The 21,632-nt window shown below is 64.9% G+C and carries 17 protein-coding genes and 3 pseudogenes; 18 read left to right on the top strand and 2 right to left on the bottom strand.

The genetic code is table 11. From position 1 onward, the window contains the following. The first annotated feature begins 25 nt into the window (after positions 1 to 25). The 7 genes from CSQ87_RS08675 (at position 26) to CSQ87_RS08645 (ending at position 6,984) form a co-directional block, all read left to right on the top strand. A complete protein-coding gene (locus CSQ87_RS08675) occupies positions 26 to 517 on the top strand; it encodes a preprotein translocase subunit YajC (RefSeq protein ID WP_100513480.1) in 492 nt (163 codons plus the stop codon). A 138-nt stretch (positions 518 to 655) separates the two neighbouring features. Beyond that, complete coding sequence (locus CSQ87_RS08670) at positions 656 to 1,234, top strand: adenine phosphoribosyltransferase (RefSeq protein WP_100513479.1); 579 nt, start codon at positions 656 to 658, stop codon at positions 1,232 to 1,234. A 56-nt stretch (positions 1,235 to 1,290) separates the two neighbouring features. Next, on the top strand, positions 1,291 to 2,493 hold the full coding sequence (sucC, locus tag CSQ87_RS08665) for an ADP-forming succinate--CoA ligase subunit beta (protein ID WP_100513478.1): 1,203 nt from the start codon (positions 1,291 to 1,293) through the stop codon (positions 2,491 to 2,493). Beyond that, positions 2,490 to 3,413 (top strand): succinate--CoA ligase subunit alpha, encoded by a 924-nt coding sequence (sucD, locus tag CSQ87_RS08660; RefSeq protein ID WP_100513477.1) that lies wholly within the window; start codon positions 2,490 to 2,492, stop codon positions 3,411 to 3,413. Before sucC ends, sucD begins: the two co-directional genes overlap by 4 nt. Continuing rightward, positions 3,410 to 4,966, top strand: coding sequence for a cell division protein PerM (locus tag CSQ87_RS08655; protein ID WP_133122381.1), 1,557 nt, complete (start codon positions 3,410 to 3,412; stop codon positions 4,964 to 4,966). The genes sucD and CSQ87_RS08655 overlap by 4 nt, the downstream gene beginning before the upstream one ends. Beyond that, entirely contained in the window at positions 4,966 to 6,600 is a 1,635-nt protein-coding gene (gene purH, locus CSQ87_RS08650) for a bifunctional phosphoribosylaminoimidazolecarboxamide formyltransferase/IMP cyclohydrolase (protein WP_100513475.1), read from the top strand. Before CSQ87_RS08655 ends, purH begins: the two co-directional genes overlap by 1 nt. Positions 6,601 to 6,672: 72 nt before the next feature. Then, positions 6,673 to 6,984, top strand: a complete 312-nt coding sequence (locus CSQ87_RS08645) for a DUF3017 domain-containing protein (RefSeq protein ID WP_100513474.1) — start codon at positions 6,673 to 6,675, stop codon at positions 6,982 to 6,984. 115 nt (positions 6,985 to 7,099) lie between these two features. On the opposite strand, the gene CSQ87_RS08640 is transcribed toward CSQ87_RS08645, so the two are convergent. After that, positions 7,100 to 8,167, bottom strand: a complete 1,068-nt coding sequence (locus CSQ87_RS08640; protein ID WP_165776809.1) for an MIP/aquaporin family protein — start codon at positions 8,165 to 8,167, stop codon at positions 7,100 to 7,102. Between the two features lie 179 nt (positions 8,168 to 8,346). Here CSQ87_RS08640 and CSQ87_RS08635 point away from each other — a divergent pair, with 179 nt between their 5' ends. From CSQ87_RS08635 to CSQ87_RS08590, 11 genes and pseudogenes are all read left to right on the top strand, one after another. Continuing rightward, a complete protein-coding gene (locus tag CSQ87_RS08635) occupies positions 8,347 to 9,126 on the top strand; it encodes a pseudouridine synthase (protein WP_100513502.1) in 780 nt (259 codons plus the stop codon). Next, positions 9,123 to 11,273, top strand: a complete 2,151-nt coding sequence (gene der / locus CSQ87_RS08630) for a bifunctional cytidylate kinase/GTPase Der (protein ID WP_100513472.1) — start codon at positions 9,123 to 9,125, stop codon at positions 11,271 to 11,273. Before CSQ87_RS08635 ends, der begins: the two co-directional genes overlap by 4 nt. A 297-nt stretch (positions 11,274 to 11,570) precedes the next feature. After that, positions 11,571 to 13,043, top strand: coding sequence for a UTP--glucose-1-phosphate uridylyltransferase (locus tag CSQ87_RS08620; protein WP_100513470.1), 1,473 nt, complete (start codon positions 11,571 to 11,573; stop codon positions 13,041 to 13,043). Between the two features lie 182 nt (positions 13,044 to 13,225). Beyond that, positions 13,226 to 13,966 (top strand): annotated as a pseudogene (locus tag CSQ87_RS11345) (helix-turn-helix transcriptional regulator); the annotation flags it as partial. A 108-nt stretch (positions 13,967 to 14,074) separates the two neighbouring features. Continuing rightward, positions 14,075 to 14,746: pseudogene (locus CSQ87_RS11365) on the top strand (WYL domain-containing protein); the annotation flags it as partial. Between the two features lie 15 nt (positions 14,747 to 14,761). Beyond that, positions 14,762 to 15,148, top strand: a pseudogene (locus CSQ87_RS11360) (WCX domain-containing protein); the annotation flags it as partial. Positions 15,149 to 15,160: 12 nt separating this feature from the next. Further along, the gene (locus CSQ87_RS08610; RefSeq protein ID WP_100513468.1) at positions 15,161 to 15,487 is read left to right on the top strand and encodes a hypothetical protein; all 327 of its coding nucleotides are present in this window, start codon (positions 15,161 to 15,163) and stop codon (positions 15,485 to 15,487) included. Beyond that, complete coding sequence (locus tag CSQ87_RS08605) at positions 15,471 to 16,487, top strand: diacylglycerol/lipid kinase family protein (protein WP_100513467.1); 1,017 nt, start codon at positions 15,471 to 15,473, stop codon at positions 16,485 to 16,487. Before CSQ87_RS08610 ends, CSQ87_RS08605 begins: the two co-directional genes overlap by 17 nt. An 8-nt stretch (positions 16,488 to 16,495) precedes the next feature. Beyond that, positions 16,496 to 19,132, top strand: coding sequence for a DEAD/DEAH box helicase (locus CSQ87_RS08600; protein WP_100513466.1), 2,637 nt, complete (start codon positions 16,496 to 16,498; stop codon positions 19,130 to 19,132). A 179-nt stretch (positions 19,133 to 19,311) separates the two neighbouring features. Beyond that, positions 19,312 to 19,659, top strand: coding sequence for an RNA polymerase-binding protein RbpA (locus tag CSQ87_RS08595; RefSeq protein WP_100513465.1), 348 nt, complete (start codon positions 19,312 to 19,314; stop codon positions 19,657 to 19,659). 166 nt (positions 19,660 to 19,825) lie between these two features. Beyond that, positions 19,826 to 20,545: an HAD hydrolase-like protein gene (locus CSQ87_RS08590; protein WP_165776811.1), complete on the top strand. Its 720-nt coding sequence runs from the start codon at positions 19,826 to 19,828 to the stop codon at positions 20,543 to 20,545. A 26-nt stretch (positions 20,546 to 20,571) separates the two neighbouring features. On the opposite strand, the gene CSQ87_RS08585 is transcribed toward CSQ87_RS08590, so the two are convergent. Further along, on the bottom strand, positions 20,572 to 21,348 hold the full coding sequence (locus tag CSQ87_RS08585) for a nuclease-related domain-containing protein (protein ID WP_100513463.1): 777 nt from the start codon (positions 21,346 to 21,348) through the stop codon (positions 20,572 to 20,574). Between the last annotated feature and the right edge of the window lie 284 nt (positions 21,349 to 21,632).

The raw sequence follows: 21,632 nt of genomic DNA, 5'->3' as shown, positions 1-21,632 counted from the left end.
TCGCTGTAAGGAGAATCTTCACAACATGGATCAGAACATGATGTTCCTTGTCATCATCGTCGTCGTGATGGTCGGCATGATGTGGTGGCAGTCCCGCAAGGCCAAGCAGCAGCAGGGCAAGACCCAGGACTTCCGCTCCAGCCTCAAGCCCGGCGATCCGGTGGCGACGTTCTCCGGTCTCATCGGAACGGTGGAATCCGTCGATCTCGACATCGACCAGATCGTCATCAACTCCGAGGGCACGCTGAGCCGCTGGCGCATCCAGGCCGTCACCGAGCCGCCGGTCGTCCCGAACTACGTGAGCGACGAGGAGTTCGAGCAGCAGCAGAACGAGGAGAAGGCCCAGGAGGGTGCCGAGAACGCCGGTGCGGACAACGCTTCCGAGTCCGAGACCGCCGTCAAGGAATCCGCCGAGCCGCAGTCCGATGACCAGAAGGCCGCGGAGGAGCAGACCGAAGGCGCCGAGGACGAGGGCAAGGAGTCCGAGGACAAGGCTCAGGAGCCTGCCTCCAAGTAACACCATGCAATGCAGGAACATGCCGGACGGCGGTTCCTGCATTCTCAATGCTTCATGCGTCGGAGTCGAAAAGGCTTCGGCGCTCTTCATAGTCAGCTCTTCATAATCAATGCCAACGCATCATCGGAGGTAGTGAACATGACTTCGGATATCGCCATCAACAGTCTTTCCCTCGTCGGCGAGGAGAACGCCGACTATCTGGTCTCGCTGATCAGGACCACTCCGGGCTTCCCCAAGGAAGGCATCAACTTCAGGGACTTCATGCCGGTGCTCGCCGATCCGCGCGGACTGTCCATCCTCATCGATGCGCTGGCCAAGGCCCTGCCCGTGTCCGTCGACGACTTCGATCTCATCGCCGGCATGGAGTCCCGCGGATTCCTGATCGGCGTACCACTGGCGCTTCGTCTCGGTAAGGGCTTCGTCGCCGTGCGCAAGGCAGGCAAGCTGCCGCCGCCCACGAAGAAGGTGGAGTATTCGCTGGAATATGGCACGGCCGCCATCGAGGTCGAGGACGACGCCATCAAGCCGGGCGATCGCGTGCTGATCGTGGATGATCTGATTGCCACGGGCGGCACCGCCGGGGCGGCCCGCACCCTGATCGAGGAGCATGGCGCCACGGTCGCCGGATACAGCTTCGTGATGGAGCTCACCGGCATTCCCACCCCGCCCGACCTCGCCGCATACAAGCGTTCCTCGCTGGTGACCATGCCGGCCTGACCGGACGGAACCGCGAGGCAACCAACAACCGAAAGGAAACAAGGGGAACAGTTCAGATGGATCTGTATGAATACCAAGCGCGCGAACTTCTCGAGGAGGCCGATATCCCGACCCCTCGCGCCATCTACGCGCAGAACTCCCATGACGTGGCCGAAGCCGCCAAGCAGATCGGCTTCCCGTGCGTGATCAAGGCCCAGGTCAAGATCGGCCACCGCGGTCAGGCCGGCGGCGTGAAGATCGCGCATGACCTCGATGAGGCCATCCTCATCTCCGAGCAGCTGTTCCCCATGACCATCCACGGTCACAAGGTCAACGGCGTACTGGTGGCCGAAGCGAAGAACATCATCCACGAGTACTACGTCTCGATCTCCGTGGACCGCGCCTCCCGCGACTACGACGTGCTGGCCACGGCCAACGGCGGCACCGAGGTCGAGGAGCTCGCCAAGTCCCATCCCGAATCAGTCAAGCGACTGCACATCGGCCCGCTCGACGACTTCGACATCGAGGCCGCCCGCGACATGGCCTCCCAGATCGGCTTCTACCATGCCGACGGCGAGCAGGCCGCCGAGATCCTGCTCAAGATGTGGCGCGCATTCCACAACAGCGACGCCACGCTGGTGGAGATCAATCCGCTCGCCAAGATCGGCGACCCCGACGACGAGTCCAGCAAGTCGCTGTGCGCTCTGGACGCCAAGATCTCGCTCGACGGCAACGCCGCCTACCGTCACGACGGCTGGGCACGGTTCACCGACCCCAACGAGGGTGATCCGCTGGAGAACAAGGCCAAGGCCCTCGGTCTGCACTACGTGCATCTCGACGGCGAGGTCGGCATCATCGGCAACGGCGCGGGCCTCGTCATGAGCTCCCTCGATGCCGTGGCCGGCGCCGGCGAACGGCTGGGCACCAATGTCAAGCCGGCCAACTTCCTGGACATCGGCGGCGGCGCATCGGCCGCGGTGATGGCGGAAAGCCTGGAGATCGTGCTGTCCGACCGCAAGGTGCGCTCGGTGTTCATCAACGTGTACGGCGGCATCACCTCCTGCGAGGAGGTGGCCAACGGCATTCTTGAAGCCATCGACAAGATGAACAACATCCGTCCGATCGTGGTGCGCTTCGACGGCAACAAGGCACAGGAGGGTCTGCGGATCCTCGCACAGGCCGGCAACCCCCAGATCCAGGTCGCCGACACCATGGAACAGGCCGCCGAGCAGGCCGCCCGGCTGGCAGACGACGCAACGAACGGGGGAGAGGCACGATGACGCTTTTCGTACAGGATGGAACGCCGGTCATTGTCCAGGGCATGACCGGCCATCAGGGCATGACGCACACCGCCCGCATGCTCAACGCGGGCACCAACATCGTCGGCGGCGTCAACCCGCGCAAGGCGGGCACCGACGTCACGTTCGCCCTCGCCGACGGCACGTCGGCCGACATCGCGGTGTACGCGAACTGCGCCGAGGCCCGCAAGGCCACCGGAGCGAAGGCCAGCGTGGTGTTCGTTCCTCCGCGCTTCGCCAAGAGCGCCATGGTCGAGGCCATCGAGGCTGGCATCGAGCTCATCGTGGTGATCACGGAGGGCGTTCCCGTCTCCGACACCGCCTACTGCGTGGCCCTCGCCCGTGAGAAGGGCGTGCGCATCATCGGACCGAACTGCCCGGGTCTGGCCACGTTCGGCGAGACCGAAGGCTCGAAGGGCGTCAATCTCGGCATCATTCCCGACGGCATCGTCAAGCGCGGCCCGCTGGGTCTGGTGTCCAAGTCCGGTACGCTCACCTACCAGCTGATGGGCGAGCTCTCCGACATCGGATTCACCGCGGCGCTCGGCGCCGGCGGCGACCCGATCGTGGGTACGACGCTGCTCGAGGCGGTTCAGGAATTCAACGCCGACGACAACACCAAGGCCGTGGTGATGATCGGCGAGATCGGCGGCGGCGCCGAACAGGAAGTGGCCCAGTGGGCCAGCGAGCACATGACCAAGCCGCTGGTGGCCTACATCGCCGGCTTCACCGCCCCCGAAGGCAAGCAGATGGGCCATGCTGGCGCCATCGTGTCCGGCGGCAAGGGCACCGCCAAGGAAAAGAAGGAGGCATTGGAGGCGGTCGGCATTCGCGTGGGACAGACCCCCGGACAGACCGCGCAGATCGTGCGCGAGATCCTGACGGCCAACGCCATCCGATGAATCCTAGGATCCGTCCGTTCCTCACCGGCATGGGCTCGGCCCTCCTCGCCATGGGACTGTATGGCATCGCATTGAGCTGCTACAACGCGCTGATGCTGCTGCTCGTCTCCATGGAGGAAGGAGGGCAGGGCCTTACCGATTTCTCCGTGCCGCTGACCAAGGCGGTCATTCTGTATTCGCAGGGCGTAGGATTGCAGTATCCGCCGCTGACGCTCACCATAATGCCGCTTGGCCTCACGGTGCTGCTGATCGTCCTGATCCGGGCCTGCGCGCTACGGCTCGGCTGCTCATGGCAGGGATACGTGGCGGGTCTGGCATCATGGCTCGCCGTTCACGGCTGGATCGCGTCGACGTCGTCCGTGGGCACGCTCGATTCCATGGCGGTCATCGAACTGAAGACCGCGGTCGTGTTCAGCATCGGCTATCTGATCGCCCTGATCCCACGCACCGGCCTTCCCTCACTCGTTTCGGACTCCGTCGGCAGGCTCGATCAGCCGTTCCGCCGTACCCTGCGTCAGGTGCCGACCGCGCTGGTCATCATCGCGGCGACGTTCACCCTCGCCTCCCTGATCACCGTGATCGTCTGGGCCGTGCTGGGGTGGAACGACATGACGGACATGTTCCCCGCCATCGGCATGGAACGGGGCTCCGCCATCATGACCACGATCGCCTACCTGATCTGGCTGCCGAATCTCATGCTGTGGGCGCTGTCCTGGGTGTTCGGCGGAGGGTTCTCCATCGGATCCCTCGCCTCGTTCTCGCTGTGGTCCGGCAGCGGCTACAGCCTGCCCTCGCTGCCGTTGTTCGCCCTGTTCCCGGCTCCGGTCGGTCAGGACTCCGTCCGCATCACACTGATGGTGCTGCCCGGCGCCCTGACCTTCGTCATCGGCATGTGGATGATGCTTTCCCCCAAGCGATTCAATGCGCTTGGCCGCAATGAGGACGAGGATCCCGCCGCGCTGGTCTCCCGGACGATGATCTGGCGTTTCGCCCACCCCGCCATGGCGTTCGTCGCCGTGATCGTGGTGATGTCGGTGGTGCTGCCGTTGCTGATGACGATTTCGAACGGGTCCCTTGGCTCCGGGGAACTCGCCCACATCGGCGTCGACGTGGCGGACTCCACCCGGGCGCTCGTCCGACCCAGTGCGCTGGGATTCCTCGCCGCATGGCTGGTCCCGCTGATCATCGTGTGCGCACGGTACGGCATCCGCACGCTGATCGCGCGACGCGGCTCGGCCGGGACCTCCGCCGCGAACGTCGGGACTGCGAAGGACGGGACCACGTCCGGCACCGACGGCACTGCGTCCGATATCGATGTCATGTCCGACATCGGCAACATGACCGACACCGCGTCTGCCGCCGCCGATCGAGAGACCGGTGCCGAATCCTTCGGGAACGGTCCCACGTCGTCCGACCACCTCGTTCCTCGCACCGTGCAATCCGGCGCACCCTCTACAGTAGACAGTAAGCTTCCTTCCGAAACGGCCCGGCGCGCACGCGTCGTGTCGTCGGACGGGATCGTCGACAATCCGACCATCAAGGAGGACAAGTAATGTCAAACACCACACGTCCCATCAAACGTGCGCTGGTGTCCGTGTTCCACAAGGAAGGCATCGAAGTGCTGGCCAAGGCGTTCGTCGCCGCCGGCACGGAAGTCGTCTCCACCGGCTCCACGGCCGCCAAGCTGGCCGAGCTGGGCGTCAACGTCACCGAAGTCCAGAAGGTCACCGGATTCCCCGAAAGCCTTGATGGCCGTGTGAAGACCCTTGATCCCCACATTCATGCCGGCATCCTCGCCGACATGACCAACCCCGATCACGTCGAGCAGCTCAAGGAGCTGGGCATCAAGCCGTTCGACCTCGTAGTGGTGAACCTCTACCCGTTCGCGGATACCGTGCGCTCCGGGGCCAACGAGGCCGACACCATCGAGAAGATCGACATCGGCGGTCCGTCCATGGTCCGCGGCGCCGCCAAGAACAGCGCGACCGTGGCCATCGTCACCGATCCGAAGGACTATGCGCTGGTCGCCCAGCGCGTCGAGGACGGCACCGGCTTCACGCTGGAGGAGCGCCGCTACCTCGCCGCCAAGGCGTTCGCCCACACCGCCGCCTACGACGCCACCATCATCGAATGGGCGAGCAAGCAGTGGCCCAAGCCGGCGAGCCTGACCGTCGAGCCGAACGCCGACGACGCCGAAACCGTGATCGACGAGAAGCTGTTCCCCGCCACCCTCACCGAAACGTGGGACCGCACGCATGTGCTGCGCTACGGCGAGAACCCGCATCAGCAGGCCGCGCTCTACCTCGATCCCCTCAACCGCAACGGCTTCGCCCACGCCGAGCAGCTGGGCGGCAAGCCGATGAGCTACAACAACTACGTCGACGCCGACGCCGCATGGCGCGCCGTGTGGGACTTCGCCCCGCAGATCGCCGTGGCCGTCGTCAAGCACAACAACCCCTGCGGTCTGGCGCTCGGCGCCACCGTGGCCGAGGCCCATCGCAAGGCGCACGCCTGCGATCCGATGAGCGCGTACGGCGGCGTGATCGCCGCCAACTCCACGGTGACCCTCGAAATGGCCGAGGGCGTCCGCCCGATCTTCACCGAGGTGATCGTGGCCCCCGACTACGAGCCCGAGGCCCTCGAACTGCTGAAGACCAAGAAGAAGAACCTGCGCATCCTCAAGGTCGCCGAGCCGCCGAAGTCCGCCCGTCAGATCCGTCAGATCGACGGCGGTCTGCTGGTGCAGTCCACGGATCTCATCAACGCGGTCGGCGACGATCCCAACGCATGGAAGCTCGTCTCCGGCGAGCCCGCCGACGAGCAGACCATCAAGGATCTCGTCTTCGCATGGCGCGCCATCCGCTGCGTGAAGTCCAACGCCATTCTCGTGGCCCACGATCAGGCCACGGTCGGCATCGGCATGGGACAGGTCAACCGCGTCGATTCCTGCAACCTCGCCGTGGAGCGCGCCAACACCCTGGCCGACGGGGCGAACCGCACCAAGGGCTCGGTCGCGGCCTCCGACGCGTTCTTCCCGTTCGCCGACGGCGCCGAGATCCTCATCAACGCCGGAGTCAAGGCCATCGTCCAGCCCGGCGGATCCATCCGCGACGGCGAGGTGTTCGAGGCGGCGAAGAAGGCCAACGTCACGATGTACGTGACCGGCACCCGCCACTTCTTCCACTGATCGCACGGTCGGCCGGTCGTTTGGCCGGCCGACCCCATGTCCGATCCAGGTGAATGAATGGAAGTCCCGACGATGAATCAACCAGCCCACAGGCCGCGACGCGCCTCCCGGCACCCCTATGTCTCGGAGGCCCATGAGGGCAAGCCCGCCTTCGAATGGGCCGTGGCCGGAGCCGTCGCCGTGTGCGCGATACTGGCCGTCACCGGTCAGATGATCTGGGCGGTGTCGCTGCTGTCGCTGACGTCCATCGTCACCGCGACGTTGCGGCTCGTGCTCAAGACGAAAAGCCCGTGGAAGATCCGCTCCGTCGGATTCGACTGCTTCTTCGGCTTCTCCTTCGGCATCGGACTGATGATCGCCTACATGGTGCTGATCATGTTCTGAAGATCAGCGGCGGATCCCGAAGACCACCAATGGACCAACGACAAGGGCCCGTACGGTTCGTTCATATTGAACCGTACGGGCCCCTTGCGTTACCCGAGAAAAAGGGGACGGAGACTTAGCGTTCCTCCGCCTTGGCGGGCGCTTCGGAACCATGCGATCCCTCGTCGGCGACGGTGGCGTCGCCTTCGGTCTCGGAAGCGGTCTCGGTTGCGTCACCGGCATTCTCGGAGTCGGCGGCAGCGTAGGATTCCGTCGACTCGGCTTCGGTCGGCAGTACGGCGACCTCGGCCTTCTGACGCATGGTGTCGACCAGCAGCATGACCAGCGCGACCACGGCGCCGGCCAGCAGCGGGCACACCCAGAACACCCACAGCTGCTGCAGCGGCTCCACGGTCAGCCCCTTGCCCTGTGCGAACAGGGCGATGCCGGTGGAGCGCACGGGGTTCAGTCCGGCGCCGGTGATGGGGAAGGCCACGGCGGAGGCCACGCCATAGGACACCGCGGTGGCGACCGTGTGGGCGTCGGTGGGGGAGCCGTCCTCGCGCAGCGTGTTCATGGCGGCGGCCACCACCAGCAGGCCCATGGCGACCTCGACTACGATGGCCATCGTCATGTTGAAGCTGATGCCGGCCTGGCTGAGCATGCTGTTGGAGGGGGACCCCTCGCCGAAGCCGTTGACCGCGGAGGCCAGCCAGACCTTGGCGCCCACGGTGCCGGACGTCGGCAGGACCGCGACGGTCAGCGCGCCCGCGACGATGCCGCCGAGCAGCTGGGCGACCACATAGGCCAGGGCGTCGAGCCAGCCGATCCTCGAAGTCAGTGCGGCGGCGAGGGTCACCGCGGGGTTGAAGTGGCCGCCGGAGATTCGGGAGAACGTGGCGGCGGCGGCGCCGTAGGCCAGTGCGGCGATGACCGCCACGAACACCACGTTGGCGCCGTACAGCACGGTGCCGTAGGTGCCCGCGGCGAACAGGGCGAAGCAGACGAAGAAGCTGCCGGCGAATTCGGCGAGCGCACGGCGGGCCATGGCCGCGCCGTCCACCTTGGGGGCGTTCTTCGCGTCGGCGGGCTCGGCCGTGGTCTCCTCGGCGGCTGCGGAGGCGGGGGATTCCGGCGTCACGGCCGTGGATTCCTCGGTGGTCGCTTCGTTCGTGGTACGGTCGGGAATGTTCGGTTCAGACATGATTTCCCTTCTGATCGATCTGACAAACGACTCACATAGTACCAGCGGTGGATACCCTGCGTTATAATGAAAAGCTGTGGTTTCCTGTGAATCAGCTTGGAAACCACATCTGGATATCCCGGACAGCCGGATATTCCAGATATCAGCATGTAGATTGTTCCGGCCACGTTGGGAGAACGATGCCAAACCAGAATGCAACATCTCATCAGTCCGATTCCTTCGATTCCTCCAATGAGGGGATTCGTCTGCAGAAGGTGCTCGCCCAGGCGGGATTCGGTTCCCGTCGCAAGTGCGAGCAGATCATCACCGAAGGCAGGGTCGAGGTTGACGGCGAACTGACCACCGAGCTGGGTACCCGTGTGGATCCCAAGCGCCAGAAGATCATGGTGGACGGTTCCCGCATCCATTTCAACGACCATCACATCACGCTGGCGCTGAATAAGCCCCGTAAGGTGCTGTCCGCCATGGATGATCCGAAGGGCCGCTGGACCCTGCGCGACATCATCGGCGACAAGTACGAGCGTGTGTTCCACATGGGCCGTCTCGATTACGATTCCGAGGGCCTGATTCTCATGACGAACGACGGCGAGCTGTCCCAGCACGTCATGCATCCGAAGTACGAGGTGGCGAAGACCTACATCGCCACCGTCGAGGGCAAGCTGGGCGGCGGCGTGTGCCGTCGTCTGGTCCGTACGGGCGTGAAGCTCGACGACGGCTGGGTGAAGCTCGACCGCTGCTCGATTCTCGACCAGAACCGTGAGTACACGATGGTGAAGGTGGTGCTGCACTCAGGCCGCAACCGCATCGTGCGCCGCATCTTCGGTTCGATCGGCTTCCCGGTCAAGCGTCTGGTGCGCACGCAGATCGGCCCGATCAAGCTCGGTGAGCTCAAGCCCGGTTCCTACCGTGTGCTGTCCCCGACCGAGCTCAAGTCCCTGGAGAAGGAGGTCGGCCTGTGATCCGCGTCGCCATCGACGGGCCCGCCGGAGTGGGCAAGTCCACGACTTCGAAGGCGCTGGCGAAGTATTTCGGCTACGCCTATCTCGACACCGGTGCCATGTACCGCGCGTGCACCTGGTGGTGCCTGCGTCAGGGACTGGACCTGGATGCCGAGCAGCCCGACGTCGACCGCATCACCGCGGCGGTGGGCGAGTTCTTCACCGAGGACCATTTCGACATCTCGGTCGATCCCGAACACCCGGACGTGCTGTCGGACGGGGTGAGCATCGCCGAGGAGATCCGTTCCGGCGAGGTGTCCTCGCATGTCTCCGTTGTCTCGTCGATCATGCCCGTCCGCCATCTGCTGATCGCCGCGCAGCGTGCGTTCATCGCCCGCGAGGCCGACGCCGATTCCTTCTCGAAGGGTGCGGGCATCGTCGCCGAAGGCCGTGACATCACCACCGTGGTGGCTCCGGACGCCGAGGTGCGCGTGCTGCTGACCGCCCGCGAGGAGGTCCGTGCAGCCCGTCGTGCCGGGCAGACGTCCGCAGCGTCCGGCAATGCCGGTGCGGCCGCGGTCGGTCCGGATGATGTGGCGGCCCGCGACAAGGCCGACTCCAAGGTGACGAGCTTCCTCACCGCCGCCGAAGGCGTGACCACCGTCGACAACTCCGACATGGATTTCGAGCAGACGCTCGATACGCTGATCGCCCTGGTGGACGAAGCCGCCGAGGAGCAGGCCTACCGTGAGTATGCGGCCAACCTGAGCGAATACGAGCTGGACGACGAGGACGAGAGCCTGCTGCATGGGGCCTTCGACGACCGTTCCAGGAAGGCGAGCTCCCGCGAAGTGGGCGTGCTCGCCGTGGTGGGCCGACCCAACGTGGGCAAGTCCACGCTGGTCAACCGCATCCTCGGCCGCAGGGCCGCCGTGGTGGAGAACACGCCGGGCGTGACCCGCGACCGCGTCAGCTACGACGCCGAGTGGGCGGGCACCGACTTCAAGCTCGTGGACACGGGCGGCTGGGAGGCCGACGTGGAGGGCATCGAGTCGTCCATCGCCAATCAGGCGGAGATCGCCGTCCGTCTCGCCGACGCGGTGATCCTCGTGGTCGACGGCATCGTCGGACTGACGGCCAGCGATGAGCGCATTGTGAAGATGCTCAGGGCCGCGGGCAAGCCGATCACCCTTGCGGTGAACAAGGTCGATTCGCAGGCCGACGAGTATCTGACCGCCGAGTTCTGGAAGCTCGGCATGGGCGAGCCGTTCGGCATCTCCGCCATGCACGGCAGGGGAGTGGGCGATCTACTCGACGAGGCGCTCGACAAGCTGAAGAAGACGGAGAAGACCTCCGGACTGCTCACCCCGTCCGATCTGCGTCGCGTGGCGCTGGTGGGCCGGCCCAACGTGGGCAAGTCGTCCCTGCTGAACCGTCTGGCCGGCGAGGACCGCGCCGTGGTCAACGATCTGGCCGGCACGACCCGCGATCCGGTGGACGAGATCGTCTCCGTGGACGGCGAGGACTGGCTGTTCATCGATACGGCCGGCATCAAGCGTCGTCTGCACAAGCTGTCCGGCGCGGAGTACTACTCCTCGTTGCGCACGCAGGCGGCCCTCGAACGCTCCGAGCTGGCGCTGGTGCTGTTCGACGTCTCCCAGCCGATCGCCGATCAGGATCTCAAGGTGATGAGTCAGGCCGTGGACGCGGGTCGCGCCATCGTCCTGGTGTTCAATAAGTGGGATCTGCTCGACGACTTCGGCCGTCAGCGTCTCGAACGCCTGTGGATCATGGAGTTCGACCGAGTGACGTGGGCGCAGCGCGTCAACCTGTCGGCCAAGACCGGCTGGCACACCAACCGTCTCTCCCGTGCCATGCACACGGCGCTGGAGTCGTGGGACAAGCGCATTCCGACCGGCAAGCTCAACTCGTTCCTCGGCCAGCTGCAGGCCGCGCACCCGCATCCGCTGCGCGGTGGCAAGCAGCCGCGCATCCTGTTCGCCACCCAGGCCTCGAACCGCCCCCCGCGGTTCGTGATCTTCGCCACCGGGTTCCTGGAGCACGGCTACCGTCGTTACATCGAACGCAGCCTGCGTGAGGAGTTCGGCTTCGAGGGCTCGCCGATCCAGATCTCGGTGAAGGTGCGCGAGAAGAAGCGTCGCAAGTAGTCACTCCGATCACCGGCACCGGGAACGGGTGCCGGTTCGGCCGTTGGGCGGGTTTCCCGGGATCGGGGGCCCGCCCAACGTCGTTTCGTACCGGGGGGCGTATCGTGGCCGCACGATGATCGACCACATGATGATCGTGTCATATGCCGGTCCTCCGGTCGCATGGCGGTCGGCGTCCGGGGCCTTGCCGTTCGCGTGGCCCGTGTGCGATCCGGTTCGTGCGAGAACGGTCACGCGGGCGAAAAAAGAACGTTCCAATTGATTCGTAGGTGGTCCCACCCCCTCGTTTCTTATACAATGGTGTCTCGTTGTTGCTTTCCGTACACGAATAGGGGAGAACCTGTGTCCAAGGATCCTTTTGAACAGTCCGCGGCCAAGATGTGCGAACACGGCATGAGTGAGATCGCGATTTCCCAGTTTGAGCGTCTGTATCGTACGTGGCAGGCCGACCAGTCGGAGTGGATCCGGGAAAGCGATGTGGAACCCCTCACCGACATCCCCGCGGTGCGGGACATCTACCACACCATCGACCATGACAAGGCCATGGAGGCGTTCGGCAAGACCGCCTTCCTCAAGCTCAACGGCGGACTCGGCACCTCGATGGGTCTGGAGGGGCCGAAGTCCCTGCTGCCCGTGCGCCGCCACAAGGCCAAGCGCATGCGCTTCCTCGACATCATCCTCGGACAGGTGATCACCGCGCGTGTGCGCGAGCAGGTGCCGCTGCCGCTGACGCTGATGAACTCCTTCCGCACGTCCAAGGAGTCGATGTCGGTGCTCAGGCACAACCGCCGGTTCCATCAGGAGGGCGTGCCCACCGAGATCATCCAGCACGTCGAACCCAAGATCGACATGGAGACCGGTCTGCCGGTCTCGTTCCCCGACGACACCGAGCTTGAATGGTGCCCGCCGGGACACGGCGACGTCTTCGCCACGCTGTGGGAATCCGGTCTGCTGGACAGCCTGCTGGAGAACGGCATCGAATATCTGTTCATCTCGAACTCCGACAACCTCGGCGCCCGTCCCTCGACCACCCTCGCCGGCGCGTTCGCCCAGTCCGGCGCCTCGTTCATGGTGGAGGTCGCCAGGCGCACGCCGGCCGACCGCAAGGGCGGCCACATCGTGCGCGACCGCAGGACCGGCCACCTCACCCTGCGTGAGATGACGCAGGTGCATGCTGACGACAAGGCCGACGCCACCGACATCGCCAAGCACCCCTACTTCAATACCAACAACATCTGGGTGCGGGTGCGCGACCTGCGCGACAAGCTCGCCGAAACCGACGGCGTGCTCGACCTGCCGGTGATCCGTAACCGCAAGACCGTCGATCCCACCGATCCCTCCACCGAGAAGGTGATCCAGCTGGAGACCGCGATGGGCGCCGCGATCTCGCTGTTCGACGACGCCACCTGCATCGAGGTCGACCGTCCGCGCTTCCTGCCGGTGAAGACCACCAACGACCTGTTCATCATGCGTTCCGACCGGTTCCACCTCACCGACTCCTATGAGATGGAGGACGGCAACTACATCTTCCCGCAGGTGGAGCTCGACCCCCGTTACTACAAGTACATCGCCGACTTCGATGAGCGCTTCCCGTACGGCGTGCCGTCCCTGGCCGCGGCGAACTCGTTCACCGTCAAGGGCGACTGGACCTTCGGGCAGAACGTGAAGTGCTTCGCCGACGCCGTGCTGGAAGACAACGGGGAGCCGTCGTACGTGCCGAACGGCGAATTCGTCGGACCTGCCGGCGTCGAGCCGGACGACTGGCTGTGACGGATGATTCGTGGTCGATGACGGGACGATGAAAACGTGGCAATCGCCAAGGATGAAAACGAAAATCGTCCCGTAGGGAAATTTTTGATGAAAACGCTGGTTTCCTGAAGAATTACCCGTAAAATGTCTAGAGGCTGAAAAGCCAACAATCAAAAATCAATTCTACTGAGACGTGAGGACAGATGGCTGAGGGAGCTTCAAACGGTAGGCGCCGTTTCTCCGACAAATGGGGCAAGCACGAACTGGATGTGTTGGCCGTTCTTTCTTCGGCGTTCCCTCAATGGCTGACATCCCGGCAGATCGCGCAGCGGGTGAAGGCCTACGCCGACTCCTACGGCGAACTGGCCGATCAGGCCGCCAAGGCGGCGTTCGCCAAGCAGTTCCAGCGTGACCGCGCCAAGCTGGCGGCCATGGGCATCGCCATCGAATCGCGCCAGCCGGAATACTCCTCGAAGTCCGAAGGACAGGACTTCGCCTCGTACCGCCTGCAGCTGGGCGACGAGCCGCGCATCCGCATGCGCTTCGAGCAGGAGGACCTTCCCGTACTGGCCGCCGCCAACTATCTGGCCCAGTCCATTTCGATCTCCTCGACCTCGCAGCGGCTCGAGCAGGAGAACACCAAGGTCTCCCGCACCGCGCCGCGCGTGCCCCAGATGCCGGTGCCGGGCCTCGGCCTCGATTCCATCGCGCCCGGCCTCGGCACGCAGACCATCCCCGACGCGCTGGTGAAGGTGATCGACTCCCGTCGGTTCGCCGCCACGGTCGACGTGGACGGCGAGCACATCAACGTGGCCTACACCGATTCCGACGATCTGGCGATGTTCGTGCTGGAGCATCCCGGCTCCTCGATCATCAGCCCCCAGGAGGCTGCCGACGCGTTCAACCGCCGGCTCAACGCGGCCACCCGCTTCGGCTCGGCCGATCATCCCGAGGAGGCGTTCAAGGCCCATCGGGAATTCGTCGCGGCGAGCGAACACACCGGCGACCTCGAGGACCCCAAGAGCAAGTCGAAGGCCCGCAAGGCGCTGAGCGCGTCGTTCCAGACCGGATCCGAAGTGGACCGTCGTCTGCGTCTCATGCTGTTCCTCTCCGCGCACATCGGCGAGGAGTTCCCCATGACCGATCTGGCCGAACGGTTCATCGGCCACAGCGACACCGAGGACGAGCTGCGCAAGGCCGTGGCCGTCATCCGCAAGGACATCGGCACGCTCACCACGGTGAGCGACGACGGTGAAATGGCCGGCAGCCAGTTCTTCGACATCGACTGGTCGCTGCTGGAGGCCGAGGGCATCATCAGCGCCACCAACTCGCTGGGTCTTGAGCGTCTCGCCGGCATTTCGCCGCAGTATCTCAGCCTGCTCACCGCTTCGGTGAGCTATCTGGCGCATTCGCCGCTGCTGCCGGCCGAATCGCGCAAGCGCGCCCAGTCGCTGTATGTCCGTCTGCGCGAGCATACGGAACCGGGGGAGACCCCGTGGCTGAGCCTGACCGGCTACGAGCTGGAGCCGCCGTGCTTCCAGGCGGTCAACGACGCGATCCATTCCAAGTCGCTGCTGGACATCGAATACACCGACGGTGCGGGGCGCACCCGCGAGAAGGTGGTCGCCCCGGCCAAGATCTTCGTGGACGAGGGCGTGTACTACGCCGCCGTATGGAACGGCATCGACGATCCCGCGATCGCCGGCACCCGGACGAAGACCGACGCTCGCCGCAAGCACAGCGACTGGCAGGTGCTGCGTCTGGCCCGCATCGGCCGTGCGGAAATCGTCAAGCCGCAGGAGTCGTTCACCATTCCGGACGTCCCGGTCTCCGAGCTGCGTCAGTGGAGCTTCGACAACGGCACGTCCGCCGCGTTCCTCACCGACCGTCCGGGACTGCCGTTCATCGACTCCCTGCCGGATGCCCGGGTGGAGCCGTGGGGCGAGGGCGAGATCGTACGCCTGACCGTGTCGTCCGACTCGTGGTTCGTGGCGTTCTGCATCGCGCACGCCCGTCACATCGTGGCGGTCTCCCCGGGAACCCTGCGTTCGATGATCGTCGCACGGGCCAAGCGCGAGCTCAGCCTCGGTGACGGGGGTTCGCACACGGACCGTCAATCCCACTGACAGGAGGCGCTCATGCCGGGATGGATCTGGATTGTTCTGGTGGTCTTCCTGTTCGTCGTGCTGATCGTCGGCGGCGTCTACGTGATCCTTCATGCGATCGCGGCCATGCACGTCATCGGCGGGACCGGCGACCGGGTGGCGCAGCGGCTTTCGCGAATCGAATCCGAAGGCGCGACCGAACGGTCCGCCGAACCGCCGGCGTTCACCCGTCCGCTGTCCGAAACGGCCGAACGCTACGCGGCCACGCAGGCGCGGATCATCGAACATCGGGAACAGGTGCATCAGCGGCACGTGGCCGCATGGAAACGGTGGAAGACCTTCAATGACCTTGATCGCTAGCCGAACGACCATCGCCGTCGTCACCAACCCCGCGTCGGACAACGGCCGCGGAAGGTCCGTCGGCGACGAGGCCCTGCGATACCTGCGCGGGCACGGATCCCGGCTCGGGTTCGGCGTAATCGACCTCACCGGCGAAAGCCGCGAGGACTCCATGGCGAACGTGCGCAGGGACCTTGCCGACATCGACACGCTGGTCGTCGTCGGGGGAGACGGCATGGTGTCGCTGGGCGTCAACGCCGTCGCGGACTGCGACATCCCGTTGGGCATCATCGCCTGCGGCTCCGGCAATGACTTCGCCCGCGGACTCGACCTTCCCGTCGGCAGGATCCATGCCAGCGCGGAATCCATCCTCGCGGCCGTGGCCGGCGGCTCGACCATCAACCTCGATCTGGGGCACGTCACGTCGGCGGACGACGGCGGCGAACGCATCAACACGTTCTTCGCCGGCATGCTCAACTGCTCCATCGACGCCGCGATCAACGACCGGGCGAACCATTCGCGGCTTCCGTTCGGCACGCTCAGGTATCTGGAGGCCGGCATCTGGGAGGCCTCGCACGTCCAGGACTACGGCTTCCACGTCTCCATGAGGACGGATGAGCCGGGCGTCGTCGACTTCGACCTGACCACGCCGCTGATCGCCATCGCCAACGCCCGCTACATCGGCAGCGGCATCGAGGCCTCGCCGGATTCCGACCTGACCGACGGGCAGCTCGAGATGATCTGGGCCAAATGGCATCCGTCGGCCCCCGAGGCGCTGCGCATCCTGGCCAAGGCGTACCGGGGCGACCATATCGGCGAACCGCTGATCGGATACCGCAGGATCCGGAGCATCACGCTGGGGGAGTCTCCCCACGGATCCCGATCTCCCGTGCTCATGGCCGACGGGGAGCGCATCGGCCGGCTGCCGGTACGGGTCGAAGCCCATCGCAGGGCACTGAAGCTTCTGGTTCCGCCACGCATCGCACAGCGGTGGGCGGAACGACATTCCCGACGTCCATAGGAGGAGACATGGGTAGGCATCATCGTCGCAGGATCCCCGAGAACGACCGTGCCGTTCAGGGCACTCCGGATCCTGAGAGCCCCGCGGCACGGTATCAGGCGTTCCGGGACCGTCAGCGCAAGGCGCGCAGCGCCGCCGGACGGTTCGCCGAAACCCTGGACTTCCCGCTCGACGAATTCCAGACCGAGGCCATCGAGGCGCTCGAGGCCGGAGACAACGTGCTCGTGGCGGCCCCCACGGGCGCCGGTAAGACGGTGATCGCCGACTTCGCGGTCTTTCTGGCTCAGGAACGTAACGTCAAGGCCTTCTACACCACGCCGATCAAGGCGCTGAGCAACCAGAAATACCATGATCTGGTGGAGCTGTACGGCTCGGACCGCGTGGGACTGCTCACCGGCGACACCTCGATCAACTCCGAGGCGGACATCGTGGTCATGACCACCGAGGTGCTGCGCAACATGCTGTACGAGCATTCCTCGACCCTGACGGCGCTGCGATACGTGGTGCTCGACGAGGTGCACTACCTCGCCGACCGGTTCCGCGGCCCCGTGTGGGAGGAGGTCATCATCCACCTGCCTCATCAGGTGAAGATCGTCGGCCTGTCGGCCACGGTCTCCAACGTGGAGGACTTCTCGGCGTGGATCGAGTCGGCGCACGGCCGCACTGCGCTGGTGGTCTCCGAACGGCGTCCGGTGCCGTTGGAGCAGCATGTGCTGGTGCAGGAGGACGAGCGGCACGAACCGGAGATCTACGACCTATACCGTTCCGCGGACAGCACGCAGCTCAACCCGAACCTGATGACGCGCATCCGAGAACTGGACCATCGCGCCGCGCGACGGATCAGGGGGCGCGACGACCGCCGGCATTCGGGCCGTGGCGGATCCGGACGGCGCGAGGAACAGGCCAACCGGTATCTGCCGCGCCGTTGGGCGGTGGTCGACGAGCTGAACTATCTCGACATGCTGCCCGGCATCTTCTTCATCTTCTCCCGTAACGGCTGCGATATGGCCGTCCAGCAGTGCATCAACGCGGGGCTGGAGCTCACCACCGTGGAGGAGTCGCGGCGGATCCGCGCCATCGTGGACGAGATGGTGGCCGGACAGCTCACCAAGGACGAGCTCAAGACGCTGCAGTTCTCGAAGTTCCGGTTCGCACTGGAGGAGGGGTTCGCGCCGCATCACGCCGGCATGATCGCCCTGTTCCGACAGATCGTGGAGCGACTGTTCGAGGAGAGCCTGGTCAAGATGGTGTTCGCCACCGAGACGCTGGCGCTCGGCATCAACATGCCGGCGCGGTGCGTGGTGGTGGAGAAGCTCGAGAAGTTCGACGGCACCGGCCATGTGCCGCTGACGCCGGGGGAGTTCACCCAGCTCACCGGCCGTGCGGGACGACGCGGCATCGACACCATCGGCCACGCCGTGGTGGTGGACCATCGCGGATTCGAGCCGCAGACCGCCGCGGCATTGTCTTCGAAGCGAGTGTATCCGCTGCATTCCAGCTTCCGGCCGACCTTCAACATGGCCGTGAACCTGCTCAACACCAGTGACTACCGCACGTCCCGCATGACGCTCGACCATTCGTTCGCGCAGTGGGAGGCGAACGAGTCGGCCGAGGTGCTCGAATCACGCATCGAGACGCTGAGCCAGGCCATCGAGGGATACGAGCGGGCCTTCCACTGCGATCAGGGCGATTTCCGAGAGTTCATGACCATCCGCATGCAGCTGACCGATCTGGAACGGGGGGAGCGGCGCGAGCTCAAGCACCGCGGATTCGAATCGGAGCAGGCCCGCAAGCAGGCGTTCCGCGATCTGGACCGGCGCATTGCCCGGCTGCGCGAGACCGAGCGCGAACATCCGTGCCGGCAGTGTGCCGACCTCGCCCAGCACATGCGGTGGGGCCATCGATGGATGCGCGAGACCCGGGAGCTGGAACGGGTGCGGCGCCGGTATGATTCGCGCACGGGATCCGTGGCCCGGCGTTTCGACACCATCTGCGCGATCCTCGAGCACATGGGGTATCTCAAGGCCGTGTTCGACGTCGATTCGGACGGCGCAGGCGCATCGGCCACTGCCGATGCTGCCGACATGATCGCCTCCCGTCCCCGCGACTACACGCTGACGGCGCACGGGCAGCTGCTGCGCCGCCTGTACAGCGAACAGGATCTGGTGCTGGCGCAATGCCTGATCGAAGGCGTCATGGACGGGCTCAAGCCCGCGCAGATGGCGTCCCTGCTCAGCGCGTTCGTCTACGAGTCCCGTCGCGGCGGATCCGGTGAGCCGAGACGGTATCCGGGAGGACCCGAAGGCGCGGTGGCTCAGGCCGCTGCCCGGGCCAGGGAGATCTGGGCCCGGATCAACGACACCTGCGAGGATCTCGGGCTTGACGCATTGCCGCAGCTGGACTTCGGCATGGTGGACATCACCTACGAGTGGGCCAAGGGCAGTCCGCTGTCCGAGGTGCTGCGCGACACCGACATGACCGGCGGTGATTTCGTCCGCACCTGCAAGCGTCTGACCGACGTGCTCGGACAGGTCGCCCAGACCGGCCCGTATCTGCCCGTCGACGGCGAGGACGTCGCCGCCACGGCCTCGCTGGCCGCGTCCGACGTCAACCGCGGCATCGTCGCCTACTCCGGAGTCGACTGATCGGCTGACTGGCTGATCGGCTGACTGGATGGTCGACCGGCCGGCTGATCGGTCAGTCAATCGGCCGGCCGGACGGTCGGCCGGGGGAGCGCGAAGGATACGCGGAAGAGGAATAAACGGCAGGTCTAAGCTGTTCTGTACCGTAGATACGGTTTATTGCATAATCGAGGAGGAATCATATGGCTGAACGCAGCCTGCGTGGCATGAGCATCGGAGCGAAATCGCTGGAGTCCGACGACAACGTCGATTTCGCGGCGCGAACCGATGTGGCCTATGTCTGCCCCAAGGGTCATCGCACGATTCTTCCGCTTGCCGAAGGTGCCGAGATCCCCGAGGAGTGGGAGTGCCGCTGCGGCCAGACCGCGCATCGCGAAGGCACCGACGACAGCGAGGCCAACGAGATCGCCAAGCCCACCCGCACCCATTGGGACATGCTGTTGGAACGCCGCAGCGAGGAGGAGCTCAAGGAGCTGCTCGACAAGCGTCTCAAGATGCATCGCGAGGGCTGGATCCCGGATTACGAGTGATCCCGAAGTGATCCCGTTCGGCGGTTTCACGCGTCGTCCGCCACGGAAAACCGATCAGATGAACAATGCGTGAATCATGCGTGCCCGGCCTGTATGGCCGGGCATAATATTATTCGATACTCTCAAACACAGATATTCGCAGAAACAGGGGGAGAGGAGCATGGCGTTGGCTCAGCATCCGAGGAAGGTCGTACTGCTTGATCTCGACGGAACACTCACCAAGTCGGATCCCGGCATCATCGCATCCGTGACCATGGCCTTCAAGGAGCTCGGCCATCCGGTTCCGGACGATGAGGAACTGCACCGGTTCATCGGACCGGCGATCCAGGAGTCCATGGAACGCAACGGCCTGCACGGCAAGGAGCTTGAGGAAGGCATTCGCATCTACCGTCGGTATTATTCCGACATCGACTACTTTGACGATCCGAATCACCCCGGCAACAAGGTTCCCGGTCGGCTGTACAACACCGTGTATCCCGGCATTCCCGAGCAGATGAGGAAGCTCACCGAGGCCGGCTATTTCCTCGCCGTGGCCACCTGCAAGCCCGAGCCGCAGGCGAAGGTGGTCTGCGAGCACTTCGGCATCACCGATATGGTCAACGGCGTCTGGGGCGCCAGCATGGACGATTCCCGTCTGCATAAGGACGAGGTGATCCGGTACTGCTTCGACGAGATCGGCTATGACGAGGCCCGGGGCGATCGGGCCGTCATGGTCGGCGACCGGTGGACCGACATGGACGGCGGCAAGGCCGTCGGCATCGGCACCATCGGATGCCGCTGGGGCTACGCCGAAGCCGGAGAGCTGGAGGCCCACGGCGCCACGCTGATCATCGATACCGTGGACCAGCTGCTCGACGGCGTGAACCGGTATTTCGCCGGCCTCTGAGAACAGGCGTCCGAGACTTACGACGACTACGCCGTCCTGCCGAAGCTGGCCCGCTTGGCGGAACCGATTTCAGGCGTTTTGACGAGACTGTCGAACAGGCGGATGGTGGCGCTGGACGGCATGCAGTCAGAGCCCTGGGCCATGCCGCTGAGCCACTGATCCGTCTGGCGGACGGGAATGTCGCCGGGCCAGCGGACATCGGAGCGGATGCCGTAGACCCCGCCCCGCGTGCGGCACAGCAGCACCAGCGGGTGAATGCGTGCGAAACCGAGACGCTCCCGCACCGCGTTGGTGACCCAGGCCATGTTCCGGCTGGTCACATAGGTGCGGTCACCGCCTTTGACGGCACGGTCGCCCGCGGATTCGAGGTACAGGTCCTTGGCGGCGGGATAGTAGTGCTTGGCGTCAAGCAGCCAGACGTTGGTGCCGCGGGCGATCACGCAGTCGATGTCGGTGTTGCCGGTGTCGTCGCCGGGGTTGCGCAGGGAGAACCACACGCAGGTATTGGGGTCGTCGAGGAGTCCGTGCCTGATCAGCGCGGCGGCCAGTGAGTATTCGCCGCGTCGGCCGGCGTTCTCTCGCATGGCGCCGAAACCGGTGTCGTGCAGTCCGCCGCCGGGCAGGCCTTTCACCTGGGCGGTGCATGAGCGAAGACGCCGGACGATCTCGGCTTCGCTCATGCCATACAGATCGTCGGTCTGATCACTGGGCTCGGCTTGTACGGTGGTTTCTTCGCTGTCGGTTACGGAGCCGACCGCCGCGAAGAACGCGATGACGGCGATGATGACGATGAGCCAGATCATGGTGTCTCTTTTCTCTTCATGTGGCTGGAATGTCTGACACCATAACCAACCGGACAATTCGAGTCAGCGGCTCACCTCAGCGGCCCTCAGTGGCTCGGTCGTGTGCCCAACGTGAGCCATTCGCCGTTTCCGGCGTCGGGCACGTCACACCGATTGCCGGCGAAATCCGTTGTCATCATTGGGGTTTCATGATGGTTGCGGATTTATTCGATCTCTTTTCTGACATAATCTATATTATCGGTTCAATATGGAGATCGGGAAACCCCTCTTCCGGAACCTCTTGC

This window comes from Bifidobacterium simiarum (assembly GCF_002802905.1).
GTDB lineage: Bacteria > Actinomycetota > Actinomycetes > Actinomycetales > Bifidobacteriaceae > Galliscardovia > Galliscardovia simiarum.
This window is presented reverse-complemented; position numbering and strand designations above follow the sequence as displayed.